The organism is Proteus sp. PR00224 (assembly GCF_016238105.1).
In the GTDB taxonomy this organism is placed as follows: Bacteria; Pseudomonadota; Gammaproteobacteria; order Enterobacterales; family Enterobacteriaceae; genus Proteus.
On sequence record NZ_JAEHQU010000009.1, the window covers coordinates 88,140 to 106,308 of the forward strand.

Annotated in this window: 20 protein-coding genes; 9 read left to right on the plus strand and 11 right to left on the minus strand. The window is 34.9% G+C overall.

Going from position 1 to position 18,169, the window contains the following annotated elements; genetic code table 11:
• Positions 1–23: 23 nt before the first annotated feature.
• From sctW to JEP71_RS14760, 3 genes are read right to left on the minus strand one after another with little or no spacing between them, the layout of a single operon-like run.
• Positions 24–1,100, minus strand: coding sequence for a type III secretion system gatekeeper subunit SctW (gene sctW, locus JEP71_RS14750; RefSeq protein WP_198620581.1), 1,077 nt, complete (start codon positions 1,098–1,100; stop codon positions 24–26).
• A 4-nt stretch (positions 1,101–1,104) separates the two neighbouring features.
• Complete coding sequence (gene sctC, locus JEP71_RS14755; protein ID WP_198626478.1) at positions 1,105–2,817, minus strand: type III secretion system outer membrane ring subunit SctC; 1,713 nt, start codon at positions 2,815–2,817, stop codon at positions 1,105–1,107.
• On the minus strand, positions 2,801–3,556 hold the full coding sequence (locus tag JEP71_RS14760) for a helix-turn-helix domain-containing protein (protein ID WP_198620583.1): 756 nt from the start codon (positions 3,554–3,556) through the stop codon (positions 2,801–2,803). The genes sctC and JEP71_RS14760 overlap by 17 nt, the downstream gene beginning before the upstream one ends.
• A gap of 295 nt (positions 3,557–3,851) precedes the next feature.
• On the opposite strand from JEP71_RS14760, the gene JEP71_RS14765 reads away from it, so the two are divergent.
• The 7 genes from JEP71_RS14765 to JEP71_RS14795 are packed head-to-tail and all read left to right on the plus strand — an operon-like array spanning position 3,852 to position 7,938.
• Entirely contained in the window at positions 3,852–4,922 is a 1,071-nt protein-coding gene (locus tag JEP71_RS14765) for a hypothetical protein (RefSeq protein ID WP_198620584.1), read from the plus strand.
• A gap of 51 nt (positions 4,923–4,973) precedes the next feature.
• Positions 4,974–5,228: a type III secretion system needle filament subunit SctF gene (gene sctF, locus JEP71_RS14770; protein WP_198620585.1), complete on the plus strand. Its 255-nt coding sequence runs from the start codon at positions 4,974–4,976 to the stop codon at positions 5,226–5,228.
• Positions 5,229–5,251: 23 nt separating this feature from the next.
• The gene (sctI, locus tag JEP71_RS14775; RefSeq protein WP_151436217.1) at positions 5,252–5,536 is read left to right on the plus strand and encodes a type III secretion system inner rod subunit SctI; all 285 of its coding nucleotides are present in this window, start codon (positions 5,252–5,254) and stop codon (positions 5,534–5,536) included.
• Positions 5,537–5,538: 2 nt separating this feature from the next.
• Positions 5,539–6,300, plus strand: a complete 762-nt coding sequence (gene sctJ / locus JEP71_RS14780) for a type III secretion system inner membrane ring lipoprotein SctJ (RefSeq protein WP_198626479.1) — start codon at positions 5,539–5,541, stop codon at positions 6,298–6,300.
• Positions 6,284–6,844: a type III secretion protein gene (locus tag JEP71_RS14785; protein WP_232797641.1), complete on the plus strand. Its 561-nt coding sequence runs from the start codon at positions 6,284–6,286 to the stop codon at positions 6,842–6,844. The genes sctJ and JEP71_RS14785 overlap by 17 nt, the downstream gene beginning before the upstream one ends.
• Positions 6,825–7,517, plus strand: coding sequence for a MoaD/ThiS family protein (locus JEP71_RS14790; RefSeq protein ID WP_198626480.1), 693 nt, complete (start codon positions 6,825–6,827; stop codon positions 7,515–7,517). Before JEP71_RS14785 ends, JEP71_RS14790 begins: the two co-directional genes overlap by 20 nt.
• The gene (locus JEP71_RS14795; protein WP_198620588.1) at positions 7,507–7,938 is read left to right on the plus strand and encodes a hypothetical protein; all 432 of its coding nucleotides are present in this window, start codon (positions 7,507–7,509) and stop codon (positions 7,936–7,938) included. Before JEP71_RS14790 ends, JEP71_RS14795 begins: the two co-directional genes overlap by 11 nt.
• A gap of 6 nt (positions 7,939–7,944) precedes the next feature.
• Here the strand turns inward: JEP71_RS14795 and soxR are convergent, their stop codons facing one another.
• The gene (gene soxR, locus JEP71_RS14800) at positions 7,945–8,394 is read right to left on the minus strand and encodes a redox-sensitive transcriptional activator SoxR (RefSeq protein WP_196532938.1); all 450 of its coding nucleotides are present in this window, start codon (positions 8,392–8,394) and stop codon (positions 7,945–7,947) included.
• A 208-nt stretch (positions 8,395–8,602) separates the two neighbouring features.
• Between soxR and JEP71_RS14805 the strand changes: the two genes are divergently transcribed.
• Positions 8,603–9,709 (plus strand): efflux RND transporter periplasmic adaptor subunit, encoded by a 1,107-nt coding sequence (locus tag JEP71_RS14805; protein ID WP_198626481.1) that lies wholly within the window; start codon positions 8,603–8,605, stop codon positions 9,707–9,709.
• Between the two features lie 12 nt (positions 9,710–9,721).
• Positions 9,722–12,799, plus strand: a complete 3,078-nt coding sequence (locus JEP71_RS14810) for a MexW/MexI family multidrug efflux RND transporter permease subunit (protein ID WP_198626482.1) — start codon at positions 9,722–9,724, stop codon at positions 12,797–12,799.
• 84 nt (positions 12,800–12,883) lie between these two features.
• On the opposite strand, the gene JEP71_RS14815 is transcribed toward JEP71_RS14810, so the two are convergent.
• The 7 genes from JEP71_RS14815 to cutD form a co-directional block, all read right to left on the minus strand.
• Positions 12,884–14,206, minus strand: coding sequence for a protein-tyrosine phosphatase family protein (locus JEP71_RS14815; RefSeq protein ID WP_198626483.1), 1,323 nt, complete (start codon positions 14,204–14,206; stop codon positions 12,884–12,886).
• A 172-nt stretch (positions 14,207–14,378) separates the two neighbouring features.
• Positions 14,379–14,705, minus strand: a complete 327-nt coding sequence (locus JEP71_RS14820; RefSeq protein WP_004245856.1) for a DMT family transporter — start codon at positions 14,703–14,705, stop codon at positions 14,379–14,381.
• A gap of 84 nt (positions 14,706–14,789) precedes the next feature.
• Positions 14,790–15,206 carry a DMT family transporter gene (locus tag JEP71_RS14825; RefSeq protein WP_198620591.1) on the minus strand — a complete coding sequence of 139 codons (417 nt, stop codon included), beginning with the start codon at positions 15,204–15,206 and terminating at the stop codon, positions 14,790–14,792.
• 35 nt (positions 15,207–15,241) lie between these two features.
• Positions 15,242–15,946 carry a hypothetical protein gene (locus JEP71_RS14830; RefSeq protein WP_198620592.1) on the minus strand — a complete coding sequence of 235 codons (705 nt, stop codon included), beginning with the start codon at positions 15,944–15,946 and terminating at the stop codon, positions 15,242–15,244.
• 17 nt (positions 15,947–15,963) lie between these two features.
• Entirely contained in the window at positions 15,964–16,608 is a 645-nt protein-coding gene (locus tag JEP71_RS14835) for a phosphate propanoyltransferase (protein ID WP_198626484.1), read from the minus strand.
• Entirely contained in the window at positions 16,608–17,135 is a 528-nt protein-coding gene (locus tag JEP71_RS14840; RefSeq protein ID WP_198626485.1) for a BMC domain-containing protein, read from the minus strand. The genes JEP71_RS14835 and JEP71_RS14840 overlap by 1 nt, the downstream gene beginning before the upstream one ends.
• Positions 17,136–17,148: 13 nt before the next feature.
• Positions 17,149–18,099: a choline TMA-lyase-activating enzyme gene (cutD, locus tag JEP71_RS14845; RefSeq protein ID WP_198620595.1), complete on the minus strand. Its 951-nt coding sequence runs from the start codon at positions 18,097–18,099 to the stop codon at positions 17,149–17,151.
• Positions 18,100–18,169: the final 70 nt, after the last annotated feature.

Genomic DNA, 18,169 nt, shown 5'->3' on the forward strand with positions numbered 1-18,169 from the left:
ATTATCCATAAATTATTTTTTGTTTATTTTCTTTGTTGATATTGTTCTAATCGAAGGTAATTATCTATAAGTTTTTGTATGATTATTTGGCATTCATCTCTAAATTCATAAGATAAATATAATGACTCTGGATAGTTATTAAATATCGTTTTTATTCCTTGTAATAATTTCATTTTTATATTAACTAAATAATCTATCCATTTATTTTCTAAAAGAGATATTAAATATTTTTCCATTTCTTCTGGAAATGTCATTCCATGAAAAACCAATTGATACAGCTCTTTATCTGTTATTGTATTTTTTAAATCTTGTTTTTCTAGTTTTTCTATATTGATTTCGATAAAGCTACATAAAGTCCGTAACTTATTAACACGGTCTAGAAAATAACCAAACTCTGAACTTTGAGAACAACTGGGCATTAATGATTGCATATCACAAATCAAGCTTTGTGTTAAAAAACTCAAAATAATTGTGCATTGTTTAATGTCATACTCTTCTACCCACATCTTAAAAAAATAAATAGGTTCAAAATCAAGGTTAATAAAACTACGATAAAGATCTCTTAATGTCTGAGCATTGAGAGAAAGTAACTTTGCAAATGTTTTAGCCTGAAGCGCAATATTAATACCAGCTCTAATTTGCTTTCCATTCTCCCCCTCAAGTAAACGGTTTATCTCATTCTCAATACCTGCATCTAATTGTGCACCTAACTTTTTTTTTCTAAGTAATTCTCGTAAAACCATCACGAGATCACTTTCATCAGGGAACATTTTACGTAAATAACTGAGCAATTCTTGCAAACTTCGCCCTGATTTTCTAAATAACATCATGACTTTATCGAGTTTCTTATCTGCCCCCTCTTCTGCAATATATAATGTGCTTTGCCCTCTATTTGCTTTTTTATCTAATGATTGACCAAAGCGTTGAGAAAACAGTGTTGCAACCATAGACATATCATCAGATATCTCGATTAATTGATTTTGATAGTTTTGACTTTCATTTATTTTTGGTTGTTTATATTCTGTTTCTTGTTGGCTTTTTTTACCAATACTGTTGTTTGCTAAATTTGTGGAAGTAGAGGTATTAATTGGCCCGATCATAGTGCTACCTCATAAAGGCTTGAAGTTGTTTTAATGCTTGAGATGTTTTTTTATCAATCGGTTGAAATGGATTTTCAATTAAAGATCCAAAATCTTCAGTATCCGAATTTTCTAATAATCGAGGTTGCAACATAAAAATACGGATCATTTTTTTGTTATTCTCAGATTGATAACTAAATGCTCGGCCAATTAAAGGAATAGTGCTTAAAAAAGGAACGCTATTCTCAGCTTTCACATTATCTTCGCGTGTATATCCACCAATTAATAAACTTCCACCTTCAGAAACACGGGCAACAGTACTAATGTTTGTACGGTTTATAACCGGTAATTTTTCAACACTTTCATCATCACCATTCTCATCTTTTTTCTCAGCACCATCTTCAAGATTAATGATCATCTCAATATCTTTATTCAAATTACCAATGCGAGGTAATACACTGATCATCGTACCAAACGTTGTTGATTCTAATGAAGCAACGCGTTCGCCTTTTATTTGTGTATAAAAAGTGGTGTTGTTATCAAAAATAGCAGGTGTATTTTCTTGAGTTAATAAAATAGGACGAGACACCATTTGTGCTTCACCATCTTCACTCAATGCTTTGATTTTTCCTAAGAAACTCAAACCAGATGCTGCACTTAAACTTGCCGTATTAAAAAAGAAAGTACCTTTACTCGAGCCATAACTCGCCTGCCAATTAACCCCTAAACTATCGGCTTTATTTTTAGAAATATCGATTATCCATAGTGACAGTTCAACTTGCCTTTTCGGTTTATCTAATTGAGTAATCAGCGAACCAATCAGCGCTAAACCTTCTCGGCTCGTTTTAACTAAAAGACTATTTGAGCCCGGTAAAGGGACTAATTCGACATTGTATTGTCCCATTTTGGTCATAATAGGAGCATTAGCTTCTTGAATGCTATTTATCGTTTCATCATCTTGCTGTGCATTGTCATTTTCTATATTACGGCTAGGCTCTATTGCTGTTCTTTTGATTCCCTCAGAAGACATAAATAGTTGCTGTAAAACAGAAGTGATACCAGGTAAAACAATTTTTTCATCACGTAAAGTGTAAGCTCGGTCTTGTACAAAAGTGTTTTTTAATGGAAATATTTGTACAAACTCATCACCATAACGAGAACTTCCCGTTGGTACTTGATTATTTATATTTTCATTAATTTGCTCTTGCACATCATTATCTAAAAACTCAGCCGCCGCTTTAACCAACCGAATATAGACAGGGGGACCAGAAATATAAAAAGTGCGTTGATCACGACCTGCTCGCAGTGGATAACGAGGATCATATAATCCCACATCTTGTAAATATTCTTTTAGCTCGATTAAACCTATATTTTGTACCTGAAATAGCTCTTGTAGGATCTCACTGTTCTCATAAATATAAATTGATTTTCCATCATTAAAATAGAGTAATGACAAGCGTTTTATCATCAATTCAAATGCTTCTTCTGGTGAGGAAATATCAAAATTTCCAGTTACTCTTTCCTTTTTTACCGCATTACTCAGAATAAAAGGTTTATTTAGTTTATCTGATAACACAAGAAAGAATTGTTCTACTCGCGTATCAACCGCAATAAAAACATCAGGTTTTTTCACCTGATGTGTATAAATAACTTTTCCTTGTACAGCTTGAGTTTGAAAAGACAAACTGCAGCAAAGTGCTAGCCCAATAGCACAATAAATCTTATTTTTTATTTTCATAAAGATGCTGACCAATTCGGCGAAATTCTGTTGGCGTAATACCAAATAATGTCTTAATTTCATTAGAGAAATGAGACGCTGAACTAAACCCATTATCGACTGCAATTTGTGTCAATGATTCATCGGTTGATAGCGTGGTTAAAATTGAAGATGCTGCACGCCATGAACGCAATTGACTTTTTCCACAATTACCTAAATAACGTTTACATAGTCGTCTAAAATGTGTACCTGATACTCCATATCGCTCTCCGATTTGTGCAATATTACTTTTCTTCTCATCTAAATAGCTAATGAGATGCAAAATAAGCCAATAACTTTCACTGTGTCTTATCGTGACAAATAAAGGCTCTAATTGACTTTCTGTTTTTATTGCTTCATTTATTAATACGTATTCTAGAGATTTATTAGTATCTTCTATATAAAAAATCTGTTGATTAATATCAAATTCAGATCCTATTGCTGTCATTTTTGAAAAATCACGAGCATAATCAATAAACGCCAATAACCTCGCACAAATAAAAAATGAACATTTCTCAATTTTCCATGACTGATTTTCAGATTGAAAAATAACATCTTCATTTTTTGCATTATAAATAAAAGCCTTTCCTTTTATAATTTTAGTCGTTTTTTCATCATATATTTTTACTGGGAAATCATTATTTAAAGGAATGCAAAAGAACAATGAATTCCCCAGCAATATATTTTTATCGCCACTTATTTTTATATCATTTATTAACATAGCAAATACCTCGACTTATACTTATCGTAAATTTAAAAAATTAAAGATAATAAACTTTTAGCTAACTCATTTTTATGGTTTTACTTTATATAATCTTACAATAATATCACCTATTATTAACTATAAAGATGAATAACAAATTTTTTCTGTTTATTATTTAAAAAAAGTGATAGTAAAATATCAATACCACTATCAAATAAAAAACATGTGCTTTTTTTAAAAGAATTTTTATGCTCGTTTGGCTAAACTATATTTATATTATGAATTAATAACAATTTATCATTAGGCTAAATCCATGCTTTATTATATTTACATCCTCAGTGGCCCATTAAAAGGAACAATCATTCCTCTACCACCCAATCGCTATTCATTATTCTTATATAATAAAGAATACATTGAAAACAAAGAAGAAAATGATAAAACCATACTTTATATCCCTTGTGATAAACAGGAAGATGAGAAAAAGCTCGCTATTATACTTGATGAAGATAATAGTGAAAATAATAAATATAGAATTGAAAGTAGCTTAATACAAAAAGAAATCGATAAAGAATATTCGTTGAAAGTCGATAGTCCAATATATAGCAATGATACGCCTATCTTTTTCATTAGTGATAAAAATGATTTATCTTTCGCATCATTTGATTTTAAAAAAAAGAAAAAAACAGGCATCATAAATAAAAAAAATCTTTTATTATTAATATTAATAACACTATTCTTTATAGCATTAGTTTTTTATATAAAGAGACCGACAGAAGAAAAAATTATTCCAACTTTATCAAAAAGTTTAAATTTTAAAGGATATCAAGGAAAAAATGGATATTATTGCATTTATGATAATTTATACCCGACGTCAAAAATAGAAAATACATTAGAAAATAAAATTATCTATCTGGAAAAAATAAAAAACTTATCTACCGGTAATAATCATCAAAAAATACATATAATTTTTAAAGATAAATTCAAACCTATTGTTAGTTTTTTTTATCATAATGAAACTGAAAAATTAAAAATAATCAATAATATCAATTCTGATTTTTCAAAAAATTGCCAGCCAACCATTAAAGGAATATCAATACCCAACATTATTAATGATATAAATGAATTTGAGCTAACTAAAACAATAGGTTATACCATTGAAGAAAAAAATAACGGATTAACCTTTATTTTTGATGATGCATTAAATATCAGTAACAAAGAAAAACTGGATACTTATATCAAAAAACAAACGGCTATTTTTGGCAGAAAATTTATTTTTTACCGTGAAAATATAAGCAATCCTATGTTGAAAAATAAAGCAACATTACAAGAAGATCATGGATATATCTTTCTTGATAACCAACATCGTTATTTTCCTCAAGGATAATAACGATATTTATAACCGATAATTTAGAATCAATCTTAGAGGAATACTATTATGCCAGCTTATTCTGTTGCCGATGATGTCAGCACTATTAACCAAGTTGATAGTTATTTTCAAGAGCCTGTACAAAAACAAAGTGAGGCATTAAAAATTGCATTAAATGCATTAAAAACAGACACATCAAATGCTGCGGCCTTAGCCGATTACCAAGCAAAGCTTGCTGAATATAATATTACGCGTAATGCAGAATCAACGTCGATTAAAGTTGTGAAAGATTTGGCAATGAGCATTATTGGGAATATGCGTTAGTTTTTATTTAATGGAGGCTGTATATGGCGATTACCCCAGTTGTTCCTGTTCATTTGGCTACATTACCAAACGATAAAAGCACAAGTGATGATAATTTATCCTCAATAATGGTAAACAGCATCACAAGTGGTTTTCAATATGAAAAACAGATCCAAGAAAAGCTAACAACATTAAGCCAATTAAGTGATGTTCAAAGTTACACACAACTACAAACAACACTTAATGACTATACAATTACAATGAATTTAGCGAGCACGTTAGCCAGAAAATCACTGAATATTGTTGAAACATTACTCAAGGCACAATAGTAATGAAAATGCGATATTTGTTTTTGGCATTATTATGTTGCCTGTTTCCATTATTAAGTGGCTGTAAAGATCAATCTCTACTCACTAATTTGGATCAAAGACAGGCAACGGAAATTCAAGCTGTTTTACAAAAACACCAAATAACCAGTACTCGTAAAGCATTAGGAAAAGGGTTATTTGATGTTTCGGTCAAAAAAGAAGATATGGGAATTGCTATTCAGATCTTAGAAGAATATCAATTACCCACACTCTCCCGTATTGAGGTTACTCAATTATTTCCATCAGACGCATTGGTATCGTCGCCTCAAGCAGAAAAAGCCCGTTTAATTTCAGCTATTGAGCAGCGATTAGAACAATCATTACTTACAATTGACCATGTTATTGATGCTAGGGTACATGTGAGTTATCCAATATCCCCCACAGAACGTGTTATTCCAACACCTCATTCTTCAGCTTTAGTTTTTTATGAAGAGGGTATGCTAGATAATGACCAATTAAGCGAAGATGTTCGTGCTTTCATTCATAATGCTTTTAGCGATATGGATGAGAATAATATTACCGTTTTGCTATATCCACGAAACATCAATAAATTCACGTTAATAAACAACCAATTACATCAAGATGATCCTAATTCATCTTTTAGCTCTTGGTTATTCCCCAGCTTATTATTAGTGATTATTGCCGCTGTCATTGTGATTGCATTAGTAATGTATCGACGTAAAAAAATACAGAAGATAGAGAGTGATAATGAATCTAACTCCTGAACAATTTGAAACGATATCTAAGGTAATGTATGAACCCCTTAGTTATATTCATGCTAATTATTCTGTATTAGCCTCAAAAGAAGAAAGTGCGATATGGCAAAAATTAGCCAATCGCCAATTAATTCAACGATATCAACTTATTAATCAACTAGATTGTGACATTGATATTATCGTAGACAAGATTTTTACCCATTGGGCATTACTTCCTCGTTGTGCTTTATTCTTAGGCTATTTTTATTCTCGAGAAACACTTTTATTATCGGGAAATTACTATCGTTTAGATCCACCATTAAAAGCATTCTTATCTCTTTATCCTGTTTTAAACGGAAATAAAAATAGTGTGCTTTCACTTAAAGTGAGTGATCCAATTAGTGTTGGTTATCAATTACTGCTTGATTTTATTCAGTCAATTTCAACCGCACTGGCTCAACGTTTTACATTGCTTTTTGCACCACAATCATCACTGGTTGAACTTCCTCAGTCACTCTTTTTATCCCGTTCACTTTTTCTTTTGGTATTAGATTATGCTGCGCTCGCTGTCTAAAGATCTTTTAACATACACTCGTGAAGGTGTATTAATACGGGCTCGCTATGTTCGACAGCTTGATAATATTTATAAAGCTGGATTAGCGGCCAAACACGCGACAAAAAAAATGCTCCGAGATTTTAATGATAAATTAGATGCGCATAATAAGGAGATAGCAAACCAAGCTTATAGTAAAGGATTACAAGCATTATTAGGGGATATATTAAAATTCTCAATTCAATATCAAGAGCAACTGGCACACTATGAATTTCAACAAAGAGAGCAAATAACCGCAACTATTGCTCAATTTTTTGACTCACCAGAAATACAAGTTGAACTCACACGTCGTTTAATTTCAGCAACACCTTCAGAGAAAAAAATTACGCTAGATATTCCTGCAACGCTACGTCCATATCTTGAGAAAGAACTCAATAATATCAATATTGAATTGGTATCTCATGACAACAAGGTCATTGCTATTCATGCTGGTGATCAAGTGACTTTTTTTGATCCTGCACTGTTACTCAATGATTTAAAAGCACAATTTCACCAACCTTTTTCTGAATCTTATCAAGCAACATTTACTCAAGAAATTAAAGAGGCTCTGCTGAAATTTATTAATACGTTTGATATATCGGATGATATGCATCCTCAAATAGAAACATCCAGTGGGGGCAATAATGAAGATTGATGCTTTGAAAACACAGACTTTATATGAACCACAGCCTCATTTTCCTGCATCAAAAAGTATCGTAAATAAGGAATTAGATCCTTTAATGGCGACACTAAATCCTACTTTTTACCAAAATTTAAAAACGGCCAACGTGAATACAGTCAAAGATATCTTAGCGTTATTAAATCAATTTGATGTTAAAAATGAAGGCAATCAAACCTTAAAAGAAAAACGTCAAGTTGCGCTATTAATGTATGCTCACCAAGAAAGTGAATTAGAAAATAGTGATAATAAAGAGGTCATTAATCAGGCGTTAATTTCACTTCTTTCTTACCAAGGTTTTTATCACCAATTTACACTCGACTTATTAGGAATGAACGATAACCAAGACGATTATGATAGCTTCTTTAAACCTGATAGCGCTTCGTTTTCATTTTAACGTTAATTATAGGATCTGAGCTCCTGCACCTTTCTCACCTAAAATGTCATCTGGATTACGTAATGGGCAATCACTTAGCGATAAACAACCACAGCCAATACAGTGATCAAGTCCGTTACGTAGTCGCTTAAGGCGGTGAATTCTTTCATCTAATCGCACTTTCCAATCCGTTGATATTTCGTGCCATTGTTCTGCGGTCAATTTACTATTTGGTGGATATTTTCCTAGTATTTCCTGAATTTCTTTTAGTGGAATACCTGTACTCTGCGCCGCTTTGATAATTGCCACATAACGCAATACAACTGGAGGGTAACGGCGTTGATTACCTGCGCTTCGATAGCTTTCTATCAATCCTTTTTCTTCATAAAAATGTAACGTTGAAATTGCAACACCACTTCGTTTTGCTACCTCACCAACAGTAAGTGCTCTATTGAAATCTATTTTTTCTTTTTTCATTTTTAACTTTTCCTCTTGACCTCAACTTAACTTGAGGTTTTATAGTCCTCTCCTCAAATTAAGTCAAGCCAGTGGAATACTGACTTCTATGTTTAAGATCGTTGAGAAATGATTTATAGCAACGGCAAATAACCGTTATTTCAAAGCACTGTGGCAACAATTCAATCAATAAAAATAGAAAAATGCTCATCATGGGATAGGCAATAATATGAATAAAAAACTCACTTTTACCGTCTGTGCCTCGCTTTTTTTGCTCAGTGCAGGTGCGATGGTCTACGCGACAACTTCATCAAATGATGAGGAAACGCAGCAATTTGCTTACCCTCCAACAAAAGTGGCATTAGCAACCGTACAATCATCAAAATTACCCAACAATATGCAAGGGGTTGGAGAATTAGAAGCTGCGCGCCAAGTTTATTTAGCTGCTGAAACCAATGGTCGAATTGCTGTGATTAATTTTGAGTCGGGGCAAACTGTTAAAGCGGGTCAAGTTTTAGCGAAATTAAATGATGAACCTGAACAAGCCGAGTTATTACGTTTACAAGCGCAATTAACCAACGCAGAAAAACTCTATTCTCGAACCAGACAGCTTTATAGTAAAAATATGGTGGCAACAGCGCAATTAGATAGCACGTTATCAGAACGCGATATGATTGTGGCCTCCATTCGTGAAGTGAAAGCGCGGATTGCACAAAAAGCAATTAAAGCGCCCTTTGACGGTATTGTTGGAATAAAACTTGTCCATGAAGGGCAATATCTTAATGCGGGTGAACGTGTTGCCTCACTCGTTGATGCAAGCCATTTAAAGCTCAATTTCTCCCTTGATGAACAAGCTGCACCGAAAATTTCAACCAAACAGCCAATCAATATCGAAGTCGATGCTTACCCAGATATTATTTTTACGGGTTCAATAAATGCGATTGATCCTCTTATTAGCCCTTCTCGTACAGTGCAAATACAGGCTGTTTTACCGAATACTGACAATAAATTAAAAGCGGGCATGTTTGCTCGTGTTCAAGTTACTTCTCCTGATAGTCCTATGGTATTAACCGTACCAGAAACGGCAGTTACTTATACTGCTTATGGAGATACCGTGTTTGTAGCGCAATCTGACAATCAAAAAAACCTTATCGCTAAGCGTGTCTCTGTGAAAGTTGGATTGCGCTACAACGGCATGATTGAAATAAAAGAGGGTTTAGCCCTTGGAGATCAAATTGTTTCATCAGGCCAAATTAAATTAAGTGATGGGATAGCAATTGAACCCATTGAGCAAGATACATTGGCGTTGGCTCAATCAGCAACAACAAAACCATAACGGGAGCTAATAATGAAATTTACCGATATTTTTGTTCGGCGCCCTGTTTTGGCGTTAGTTGTTAGCACGCTGATTTTTTTACTGGGCGCATTTGCGTTCAGTAAATTGCCCATTCGCCAATATCCGATGTTGCAAAATTCAACGATCACGATAGCAACGGATTATCCCGGCGCTTCATCTGAATTAATGCAAGGATTTGTGACACAACCGATCACACAAGCCGTTTCCTCTGTTGAGGGCGTGGATTATATTTCATCTTCTTCGGTACAAGGGAAAAGCTTAGTCACGGTGAGAATGGAGCTAAACCGTGACCCTACTCAAGCTTTAACGCAAGTGATGGCAAAGGTGAATCAAGTGCGCTATAAGCTACCTGAGCAAGCTTATGATCCCGTTATCGAGCTTTCATCTGGTGAATCAACAGCCGTTGCATATGTTGGTTTTTCTAGTGAACAGCTTTCTATTCCTGAACTAACCGACTATCTTTCTCGTGTTGTTGAACCCATCTTTTCATCTATTAATGGTGTGGCTAAAGTTCAAGTATTTGGCGGTCAACAACTGGCAATGCGCTTATGGTTAGATGCTGATCGACTAGCAGGACGCAATTTAACAGCCAGCGATGTGGCAGAGGCTGTTCGTCGTAATAACTATCAAGCCGCTGCGGGTAAAGTCGAGGGTGAGTTTGTGATTGCCAACGTTTATGTCAATACTGATCTCACTAATGTCGAAGAATTTAAAGATATGGTGATTAGTAATGATGGCAATAGTCTGGTGCGTTTACGTGATATTGGCACAGTGGAGCTTGGTGCGGCGACCACCGAAACCAGTGGTATTATGAATAGCAAAAAAGCGGTATTTTTAGGTCTATTTCCCACACCAACAGGCAACCCTCTCGTTATTGTTGATGGTATTCGTGAAAATCTCGCTGATATTGAAAAAACCTTACCTCCAAGTGTTGAAGTGGAGCTTGCTTTTGAAACTTCACGTTTTATCAAAGCCTCTATTGACCAAGTAGTACAAACATTAATTGAAGCAATTTTAATTGTTATTGCTGTTATTTATCTCTGTTTGGGCTCATTTCGCTCTGTTCTTATTCCTGTACTTGCCATTCCGTTATCTATGCTGGGTGCAGCAGGATTAATGCTTGCCTTTGGCTTTAGCATTAACTTACTGACTTTATTGGCAATGGTTTTAGCCATTGGGTTAGTCGTGGATGATGCGATAGTGGTTGTTGAAAATGTGCATCGCCATATTGAAGAAGGACTATCACCGGTTCAAGCGGCACTAGTGGGTGCAAGAGAAGTTGCAGGCCCTGTTATTGCAATGACCATTACATTAGCCGCAGTTTATGCGCCTATTGGTTTAATGGCAGGTTTGACTGGCGCACTATTTAAAGAATTTGCGATAACACTGGCAGGTAGTGTGATTGTATCCGGTATTGTGGCATTAACCTTATCACCCGTGATGAGCTCATTAATGTTAAAACCAAAAGAAAATGAAGGCAAAATGGCAAAAATTGCCGAGTATGTCTTTGATAAATTGGCTCATTATTATGGTTACGTACTCAATTTTTCTTTAGCTAACCGCTGGTTAACCCTCGTTTTCGCCTTAGCCGTATTTGTCAGCTTGCCGTTTTTATATAGCCAGACAAAACAAGAATTAGCGCCTTCAGAAGATCAGGCGAGCGTCTTAACCGCCGTAAAAGCACCACAACATGCAAATTTAGCCTATGCAGAACGTTTTAATCAGAAGCTTGATGAAATTTATATGAGTCTGCCTGAAACAGATAGCACATGGATAATTAATGGCACAGATGGCCCTTCGGCAAGCTTTGGTGGGATCAACTTTGATGGTTGGGATTTACGTGACCGCAATGCAGATCAAATCCAAGCTGACTTGCAAAACCGCGTAAGTCATATTGAAGGAACCAGTATTTTTGCTTTCCAATTAGCTTCTTTGCCCGGTTCGGTGGGGGGATTACCTGTGCAAATGGTATTACGCAGCCCATTAGGTTATCCCGTTTTATTTGAAACAATGGAACAAATCAAACAACAAGCCAGAGAAAGCGGTCTGTTTGTCGTGGTAGATAGCGATTTAGATTACAACAACCCTGTCGTTCAAGTTGCAATAGATAGAGCAAAAGCCAATAGTTTAGGTATTCGTATGCAGGATATTGGTGAATCACTGTCTCTGTTAGTCGGTGAACATTATATCAACCGCTTTGGTATGGATGGTCGATCTTATGATGTGATCCCGCAAAGTGTACGTCACCAACGTTTAACGCCAGCAGCACTTGCTGGGCACTATATTCGTACTCAAGATAATGTGTTAATTCCATTATCGACAGTGGTAAATATTACGACACAAGTTGAGCCTAATAAGCTCACGCAATTTAATCAACAAAATGCAGCAATTTTCCAAGCGATCCCCGCACCGGGTATCACAATGGGGCAAGCAGTCGCCTTTTTAGAAAACGTAGCAGATTCATTACCTGCGGGCTTTAGCCATGACTGGCAATCTGATTCTCGCCAATTTACCCAAGAAGGAAATACCTTAGTCTTCGCTTTTATTGCGGCGCTTATCATTATCTATTTAGTGTTAGCCGCACAGTATGAAAGCTTGGTTGATCCATTGATTATTTTGATTACGGTTCCGTTATCGATTTGTGGTGCATTAGTGCCATTAGCTTTAGGTATAGTGACATTAAATATCTACACTCAAATTGGTTTAGTCACCCTGATTGGACTTATCAGTAAGCACGGCATTCTAATGGTGGAATTTGCTAATGAATTGCAAGTTCATAAAAACCTAAACCGACGTGATGCGATTATTGAAGCAGCAAAAATCCGCTTACGCCCTGTGTTAATGACCACGGCGGCAATGGTGATTGGGCTTATCCCACTGTTATTCGCTAGTGGTGCTGGGGCAAATAGCCGCTATGGATTAGGACTAATTATCGTCTCAGGAATGTTAGTTGGCACATTGTTTACCTTGTTTGTATTGCCAACAATGTACAGCTTTTTAGCGCGAAACCATCAAATCAGCGCCCAAACAGAACGTCAAAAACAGTTACAGCAAGTGAGTGAGTTGTAAATCTCAATAATAACAAGAAGTCATATGTCGTAGTCATGTCGTAAAAATAATCCCCATTGTGAATGCAATGGGGATTGTTTATAGCTATTTAAACAAATGTTGTTTTATTTTAATATCATCATTAAGTAGCGGTATATTATTATTTATTGCATATTTCAAAAGTTCAGCAATTTGCTCAGGCTGATAAAGCGCTCGGACACTGCGTTTTTCTCTTAAATCAGAGATAATACTTTCTAAACTTTTTCCTTCTTTATTCCCAGATTGTTCTGCTTTCATCATATCCATTAAAGCAATAAATTCCCCTGTTCTTCCTAATCCAGCAAGGCAATGAACCGCTATATTTTCTTTTGTTGGGTTTATTTTTAATTTATCGCCAATAACATTAATTGTATTTTTTAATTTTGTCGCATCTATTCCTGTATGATCAGCCCAATCATAAATATGGACAAAGTTTATTATTCTCTTTTCATTACTGTTTTCTTTAGTCACTAAATTAGTATATGTTTTGCAATTTAAATATCTTTTATTTCCTGAAAATTCATTTTCTCCATTTTTATTTTCTACAACTTTAACTATTCCATTTTTATCTTTTATTTTAAACTTATTGAAATCCCACTTTTCAATGGGGCGAGAATTTATATTATCTAAATCCAAATCTTCTCTAAAATATTTAAAACCTTCTTTTTCAAAATCACTTTTATTATATTCACCACCCAGTTTTGAGAGATCTTTTTTGATATCATCATTCGATGCTAAAACATAAACTGTATCTATATTGTTATTAAATAACATATTGAAATAATGATTTAAACTCTCTTTACTATTCAAAGGATATTGGGATGCAATAGTTATATTAGAAGAATTATAAGAACTAACATTATTCGCTGGCAATGATACATTGCCTGATTTTATTAAAGTATCTGTACGATACATTAATTGCTTACTGTATCTAGAATTTTCAACCGATTGATAATCAGCGGAACTATATTTTAAACCATTTAAGTTATTAAATAACTGTTCAGCTTTTTCATTATACTTATCTGTACCAGTGCATTTTTTAACCGAAACTAAAAAATTATCTCTCACATTACGCAAATTTACTTCTTTATTAGATTGAGTGAAATTAAAATTTGATATATCTGCATTATTAATTTGTCGTCTAGAACGTAAGCTATTATTTACTATTCGTGTTTTAGGTGACAAGTCAGTAGGAAGACTATAAATCGTATTTGATAATTTATATATTGATGAACCTGCTGGTGGTTTAGGAAACAGTATTGGCTTAATTTCATTATGGCTATTTTTAATACTTATTATATTGTCACGAGTACTATTTTTTACCTCTCCACTTGATCCTAATGAATTTGTAATAGGTACACTTATTGAATTAACTGGTGATAATATCATATCTATGCCCTTAAATATAAAACTGTATTATCTTATTAGAGAACGATTTGATATATAAAAAAAACACCTTTATAAAATTTATAAAAAACAAATTAAAATACCGATACAGTTTAATCACATATCGGCATTTAAGTTAAAAAGGTAAAATCACTATCTAATTTATAAAGTTAGCTTACATCGTAGAGAATGTATTCATAATTATCCCGCCAGAGATAATTAATGCCATTGAAAATATAGCGGGTAAGTCTGGTTTTTGTTTATATAGAATCATGGCAACTAAAGTCACCCCCACAATACCAAACCCACACCATAGTGAATACGCTACACCAACAGGAATATATCCCATTGCACGCGTTAAAGCGAAATAACAAATACAGTAAGCAGCAATCACTAAAACAGAAGGAGCTAATTTACTAAAGCCATTGGTCTTTTTGATCATCGACGTGCCGGTGATTTCAGAACCGATAGACAGCGCCAGCCATAAGAATCCGGTAAACATAATTGTTATCCTTATTTATTTTAACAAAACTCTTATTTATCAAAGATAAGTCTTATTAAAAATTAGATTTATTAAGAAATAGATTTATTTATTAACTGGCGATGCTGCCTGTTTAATATTAGGAGTTTCAGTTGTCTCTTCTTCCTCTTCTTCTGATCCCATTTTGGAGAAGAGATTCATAATCACAATACCACTGGCAATCACTGCCATACCTATTATTGCCGCAGTATCAGGATGTTGACCATAAAATAACATACCTAAAGAAGAAACTACTAAAATACCAGTACCAGACCACGTCGCATAAGCTAAACCAACTGGAATATTTTTTACTGCACGCGATAACGAGTAATAACAAATAACATAAAGAACAACAATTAAGCCTAATAATAATGTTTTAGTTGTACCTTCACTATTATCAAACATTTTTAAGGTAGAGGTTGCTGAGGTTTCTGAAATAATAACCGCCAGCATCCAAAGCCATGATTTAGCTTTTGGTGACATAATAAGACTCCTGAGTTATCAGATATAATTTAAGATTAATTTTTCAAACTTTTTAAATATTCAATAGCAGAATCCGTCAATTTATCTTTCGATAAATGATATTCTCCAGGTTTATTCATTACTTCATTTAAAGTAATATAGCGATTATTATTCTCTTGTTTAATTTCAGGTTTATATTCAGGTTTAGCTTGATGGTTAATATCATGGTTTATTAAATTAGCTTCAACATCATTTATAGGATGAAAAATAATACCCATTGATTTTAATCGACTAATATTTTCCTGAATAAGCAGGTTGTACTCTTTATTTTTATTTAAACCTAAAATCTCATTTAATTCACTTTCTGGTTGGCAAAAATAAGGTAATGCGATAACAGGAATATTTTGAGCGAGTGCAGAATGAATTAACTTCCCTTCTTCACTGATAAATAGCCCATTAATAATTTCACCCACCAGCTTTTTATCAAAATAAGGAACAAACAGTGCGTGATAAGTCGATAACTGCTGGCAATCGAACTCACTCGCGTTATGCATTTCTCCTAGATGACGCCATTTCGACAAATCATGACTGACTTGTGCCTGTGTTGTAACAAAAAGAGAAAATCGGATATGAGAAAACGTGTTGATACGCTGACAGATTTCATCTTGGTATCCCGGTGCAGGTGTAAGCGCTAACAACACTGACTTTTTCATTCTTTTTTCTATTTCAGCGACTATCCTTTCAATTAACTGATTGTCCATTACGTCACCTCATTGCCTTAGCTGACAATAAATACGCTATCGTTGTTACGAAGTCCTGCAGCATTCGCCTCATCAGTATCTATATGAAATTCCAAAGAAAATTTCTCACTAACTCGAACAACGACCTCATCAAAAATCAGGCTACGCTCGCCTTCTGTTTTGACATGCACTTTTTGACCATTAGTGACGTTTAACATTCTGGCGTCAATTTCACTCATATGAATATGGCGTTGAGCACAAATCACTTGCTCTTTTAATTCAACATGACCCGCAGGTCCCATTAAAACAGCATTGCCAGAACCGGCTAAATCACCCGATTCACGTACTGGCGCTTTTACACCTAATGCAAAACAGTCAGCTTTTGAAATTTCTAATTGGCTTTGGGGACGAACTGGCCCTAAAACACGAACTTTACTGATCGAGCCTTTAGATCCCACAACAATCACACACTCTTTTGCTGCAAACTGACCCGGTTGTTTAAGATCTTTAAACGGGGTGAGTTGATAACCTTTGCCAAATAAGACTTCAACATCTTGCTGTGAAAGATGCACATGACGATTAGAAATACCAACAGGGATAGCCATTCCTTGCGTCTCTCCCAACATTACGCCATGTGCGGGTAAGCGAGAGAGAATTTTTCCCATGAGTTGTTGATTAATCATTATTTTTTACCTTTGCGGCTTTCTGGTTTGATCTCTTTTTTACTGCTTTGAGCTTTATCTGTAGCGGCCTTAGTTTCAGAGGCAATCTTTTGAACCTGTAAATCTGCAACTGCTTTTGTAGCTTCAGGGTTTTCAACTTCGTTTTTAACAGGGGCTTCAACTCTTGTTTCAGCTATTTTTTCAGCAATTGTTTCAACGACTGTTTCAAGAGCAGTCTCTTGCGTTATTTCAGCAACGGCGGGCGCTTTTTTCTTACTTTTTACTGTCAGTAATTTAGTAATAACACTTAGCTCTGGTCTTGCGATCACCAATGATCCGATAACCAACTCTTTTTGGCTCACGACATCAACACCATGATCAATCGCTGTTTTAACAGCACTGATCTCACCTTGAAAACAGACTGATACCAACCCAGAACCCACTTTTCGGTACCCGATAATTTCCACGTTTGCTGCTTTACAAGCGGCATCAGCTGCCTGAATGGCTGCAGTCAACCCTCGTGTTTCAATCACACCTAAACTGTTCATCTTTCTCTCCTACTTAGTGGCGGACAAGACGGATATCGAAATCAAATTTCTTAAAGAAGGCTTCTAAGCTGTCAAGCTCTTCAGGCGTATAACTGGGATCAGTTTTCATTGGGTAAATCATTTCCAATTTTTCGTATTTATTACGTCCAAATTGGTGATAAGGGAGAATATCGATGCGCTGAAGATTACCGCGTTTTGAAAGTTCCATTGCATAGTTAATCGCGCCAGTGATCGCATCATAAGAGTCGTTATAACCTCGCACTAAAGGCATACGGACAACCACATTTGCACCAAGATCCATTAAACGCTCTAGATTACGGCGGACATTCTCATTACCAATGCCAAACAACGCTTTATGCTGAGTGGTATCAATGTGTTTGATATCAATAAGAAATTGATCAACAACTTCCGCTAATTTTTCATAATTCGCCACATTAGTGGTTGCTTGTGTTTCCACGGCGGTATTGATCATCATCTTTTTACATTCTCGTAAAAGCGCAACCGCAAAATCAGTTTGTAAACTCATTTCACCGCCACCGATTGTGACACCACCTCCTGAAGAGATGTAAAAGTCATAATCTTGCATGATGATTTTCATTAACTCAGAAACGGAAACATCTTTTCCCATAATATCAAGCGCATCAGAGATACACACTTCTTCACATTTGCGACAACCAATACAATCAACAGCGCGATCAACACGATGAACTTGTTTACCACTTTCATTGGTTGTCATGTAATGCACACCCGCCGGACAAACATCAACGCATTTACCGCAATCTACACATTTGTCGCGAGAGTACATCACTTGAAATTCACTGCTAAGACCTTCTGGATTTGAACACCAAGGGCAGCGGATATTACAGCCTTTTAAAAAAACGAGAGTACGAATACCATCACCGTCATAAATAGAGTATTTCTGGATATTAAATATCCGACCTCTTGTTTCTGCCGCCGTCTCCATCTTTACGCCTCCAAATCTGCATCAAACATCCCTGTTCGATAAATTTAAATCTTGTCTTGTCGATTAAAAG

What these genes read in the sequence shown, in the direction of transcription:
- JEP71_RS14815 (WP_198626483.1), bottom strand. Translation starts at nt 14,206, where the DNA reads ATGATATTATCACCAGTTAATTCAATAAGTGTACCTATTACAAATTCA.
- sctI (WP_151436217.1), top strand. Translation starts at nt 5,252, where the DNA reads ATGGCGATTACCCCAGTTGTTCCTGTTCATTTGGCTACATTACCAAAC.
- JEP71_RS14795 (WP_198620588.1), top strand. Translation starts at nt 7,507, where the DNA reads ATGAAGATTGATGCTTTGAAAACACAGACTTTATATGAACCACAGCCT.
- JEP71_RS14790 (WP_198626480.1), top strand. Translation starts at nt 6,825, where the DNA reads ATGCTGCGCTCGCTGTCTAAAGATCTTTTAACATACACTCGTGAAGGT.
- JEP71_RS14765 (WP_198620584.1), top strand. Translation starts at nt 3,852, where the DNA reads ATGCTTTATTATATTTACATCCTCAGTGGCCCATTAAAAGGAACAATC.
- JEP71_RS14830 (WP_198620592.1), bottom strand. Translation starts at nt 15,946, where the DNA reads ATGGACAATCAGTTAATTGAAAGGATAGTCGCTGAAATAGAAAAAAGA.
- JEP71_RS14835 (WP_198626484.1), bottom strand. Translation starts at nt 16,608, where the DNA reads ATGATTAATCAACAACTCATGGGAAAAATTCTCTCTCGCTTACCCGCA.
- JEP71_RS14820 (WP_004245856.1), bottom strand. Translation starts at nt 14,705, where the DNA reads ATGTTTACCGGATTCTTATGGCTGGCGCTGTCTATCGGTTCTGAAATC.
- JEP71_RS14760 (WP_198620583.1), bottom strand. Translation starts at nt 3,556, where the DNA reads ATGTTAATAAATGATATAAAAATAAGTGGCGATAAAAATATATTGCTG.
- soxR (WP_196532938.1), bottom strand. Translation starts at nt 8,394, where the DNA reads ATGAAAAAAGAAAAAATAGATTTCAATAGAGCACTTACTGTTGGTGAG.
- sctJ (WP_198626479.1), top strand. Translation starts at nt 5,539, where the DNA reads ATGAAAATGCGATATTTGTTTTTGGCATTATTATGTTGCCTGTTTCCA.
- JEP71_RS14810 (WP_198626482.1), top strand. Translation starts at nt 9,722, where the DNA reads ATGAAATTTACCGATATTTTTGTTCGGCGCCCTGTTTTGGCGTTAGTT.
- JEP71_RS14840 (WP_198626485.1), bottom strand. Translation starts at nt 17,135, where the DNA reads ATGAACAGTTTAGGTGTGATTGAAACACGAGGGTTGACTGCAGCCATT.
- JEP71_RS14785 (WP_232797641.1), top strand. Translation starts at nt 6,284, where the DNA reads ATGAATCTAACTCCTGAACAATTTGAAACGATATCTAAGGTAATGTAT.
- cutD (WP_198620595.1), bottom strand. Translation starts at nt 18,099, where the DNA reads ATGGAGACGGCGGCAGAAACAAGAGGTCGGATATTTAATATCCAGAAA.
- sctF (WP_198620585.1), top strand. Translation starts at nt 4,974, where the DNA reads ATGCCAGCTTATTCTGTTGCCGATGATGTCAGCACTATTAACCAAGTT.
- sctW (WP_198620581.1), bottom strand. Translation starts at nt 1,100, where the DNA reads ATGATCGGGCCAATTAATACCTCTACTTCCACAAATTTAGCAAACAAC.
- JEP71_RS14805 (WP_198626481.1), top strand. Translation starts at nt 8,603, where the DNA reads ATGAATAAAAAACTCACTTTTACCGTCTGTGCCTCGCTTTTTTTGCTC.
- sctC (WP_198626478.1), bottom strand. Translation starts at nt 2,817, where the DNA reads ATGAAAATAAAAAATAAGATTTATTGTGCTATTGGGCTAGCACTTTGC.
- JEP71_RS14825 (WP_198620591.1), bottom strand. Translation starts at nt 15,206, where the DNA reads ATGTCACCAAAAGCTAAATCATGGCTTTGGATGCTGGCGGTTATTATT.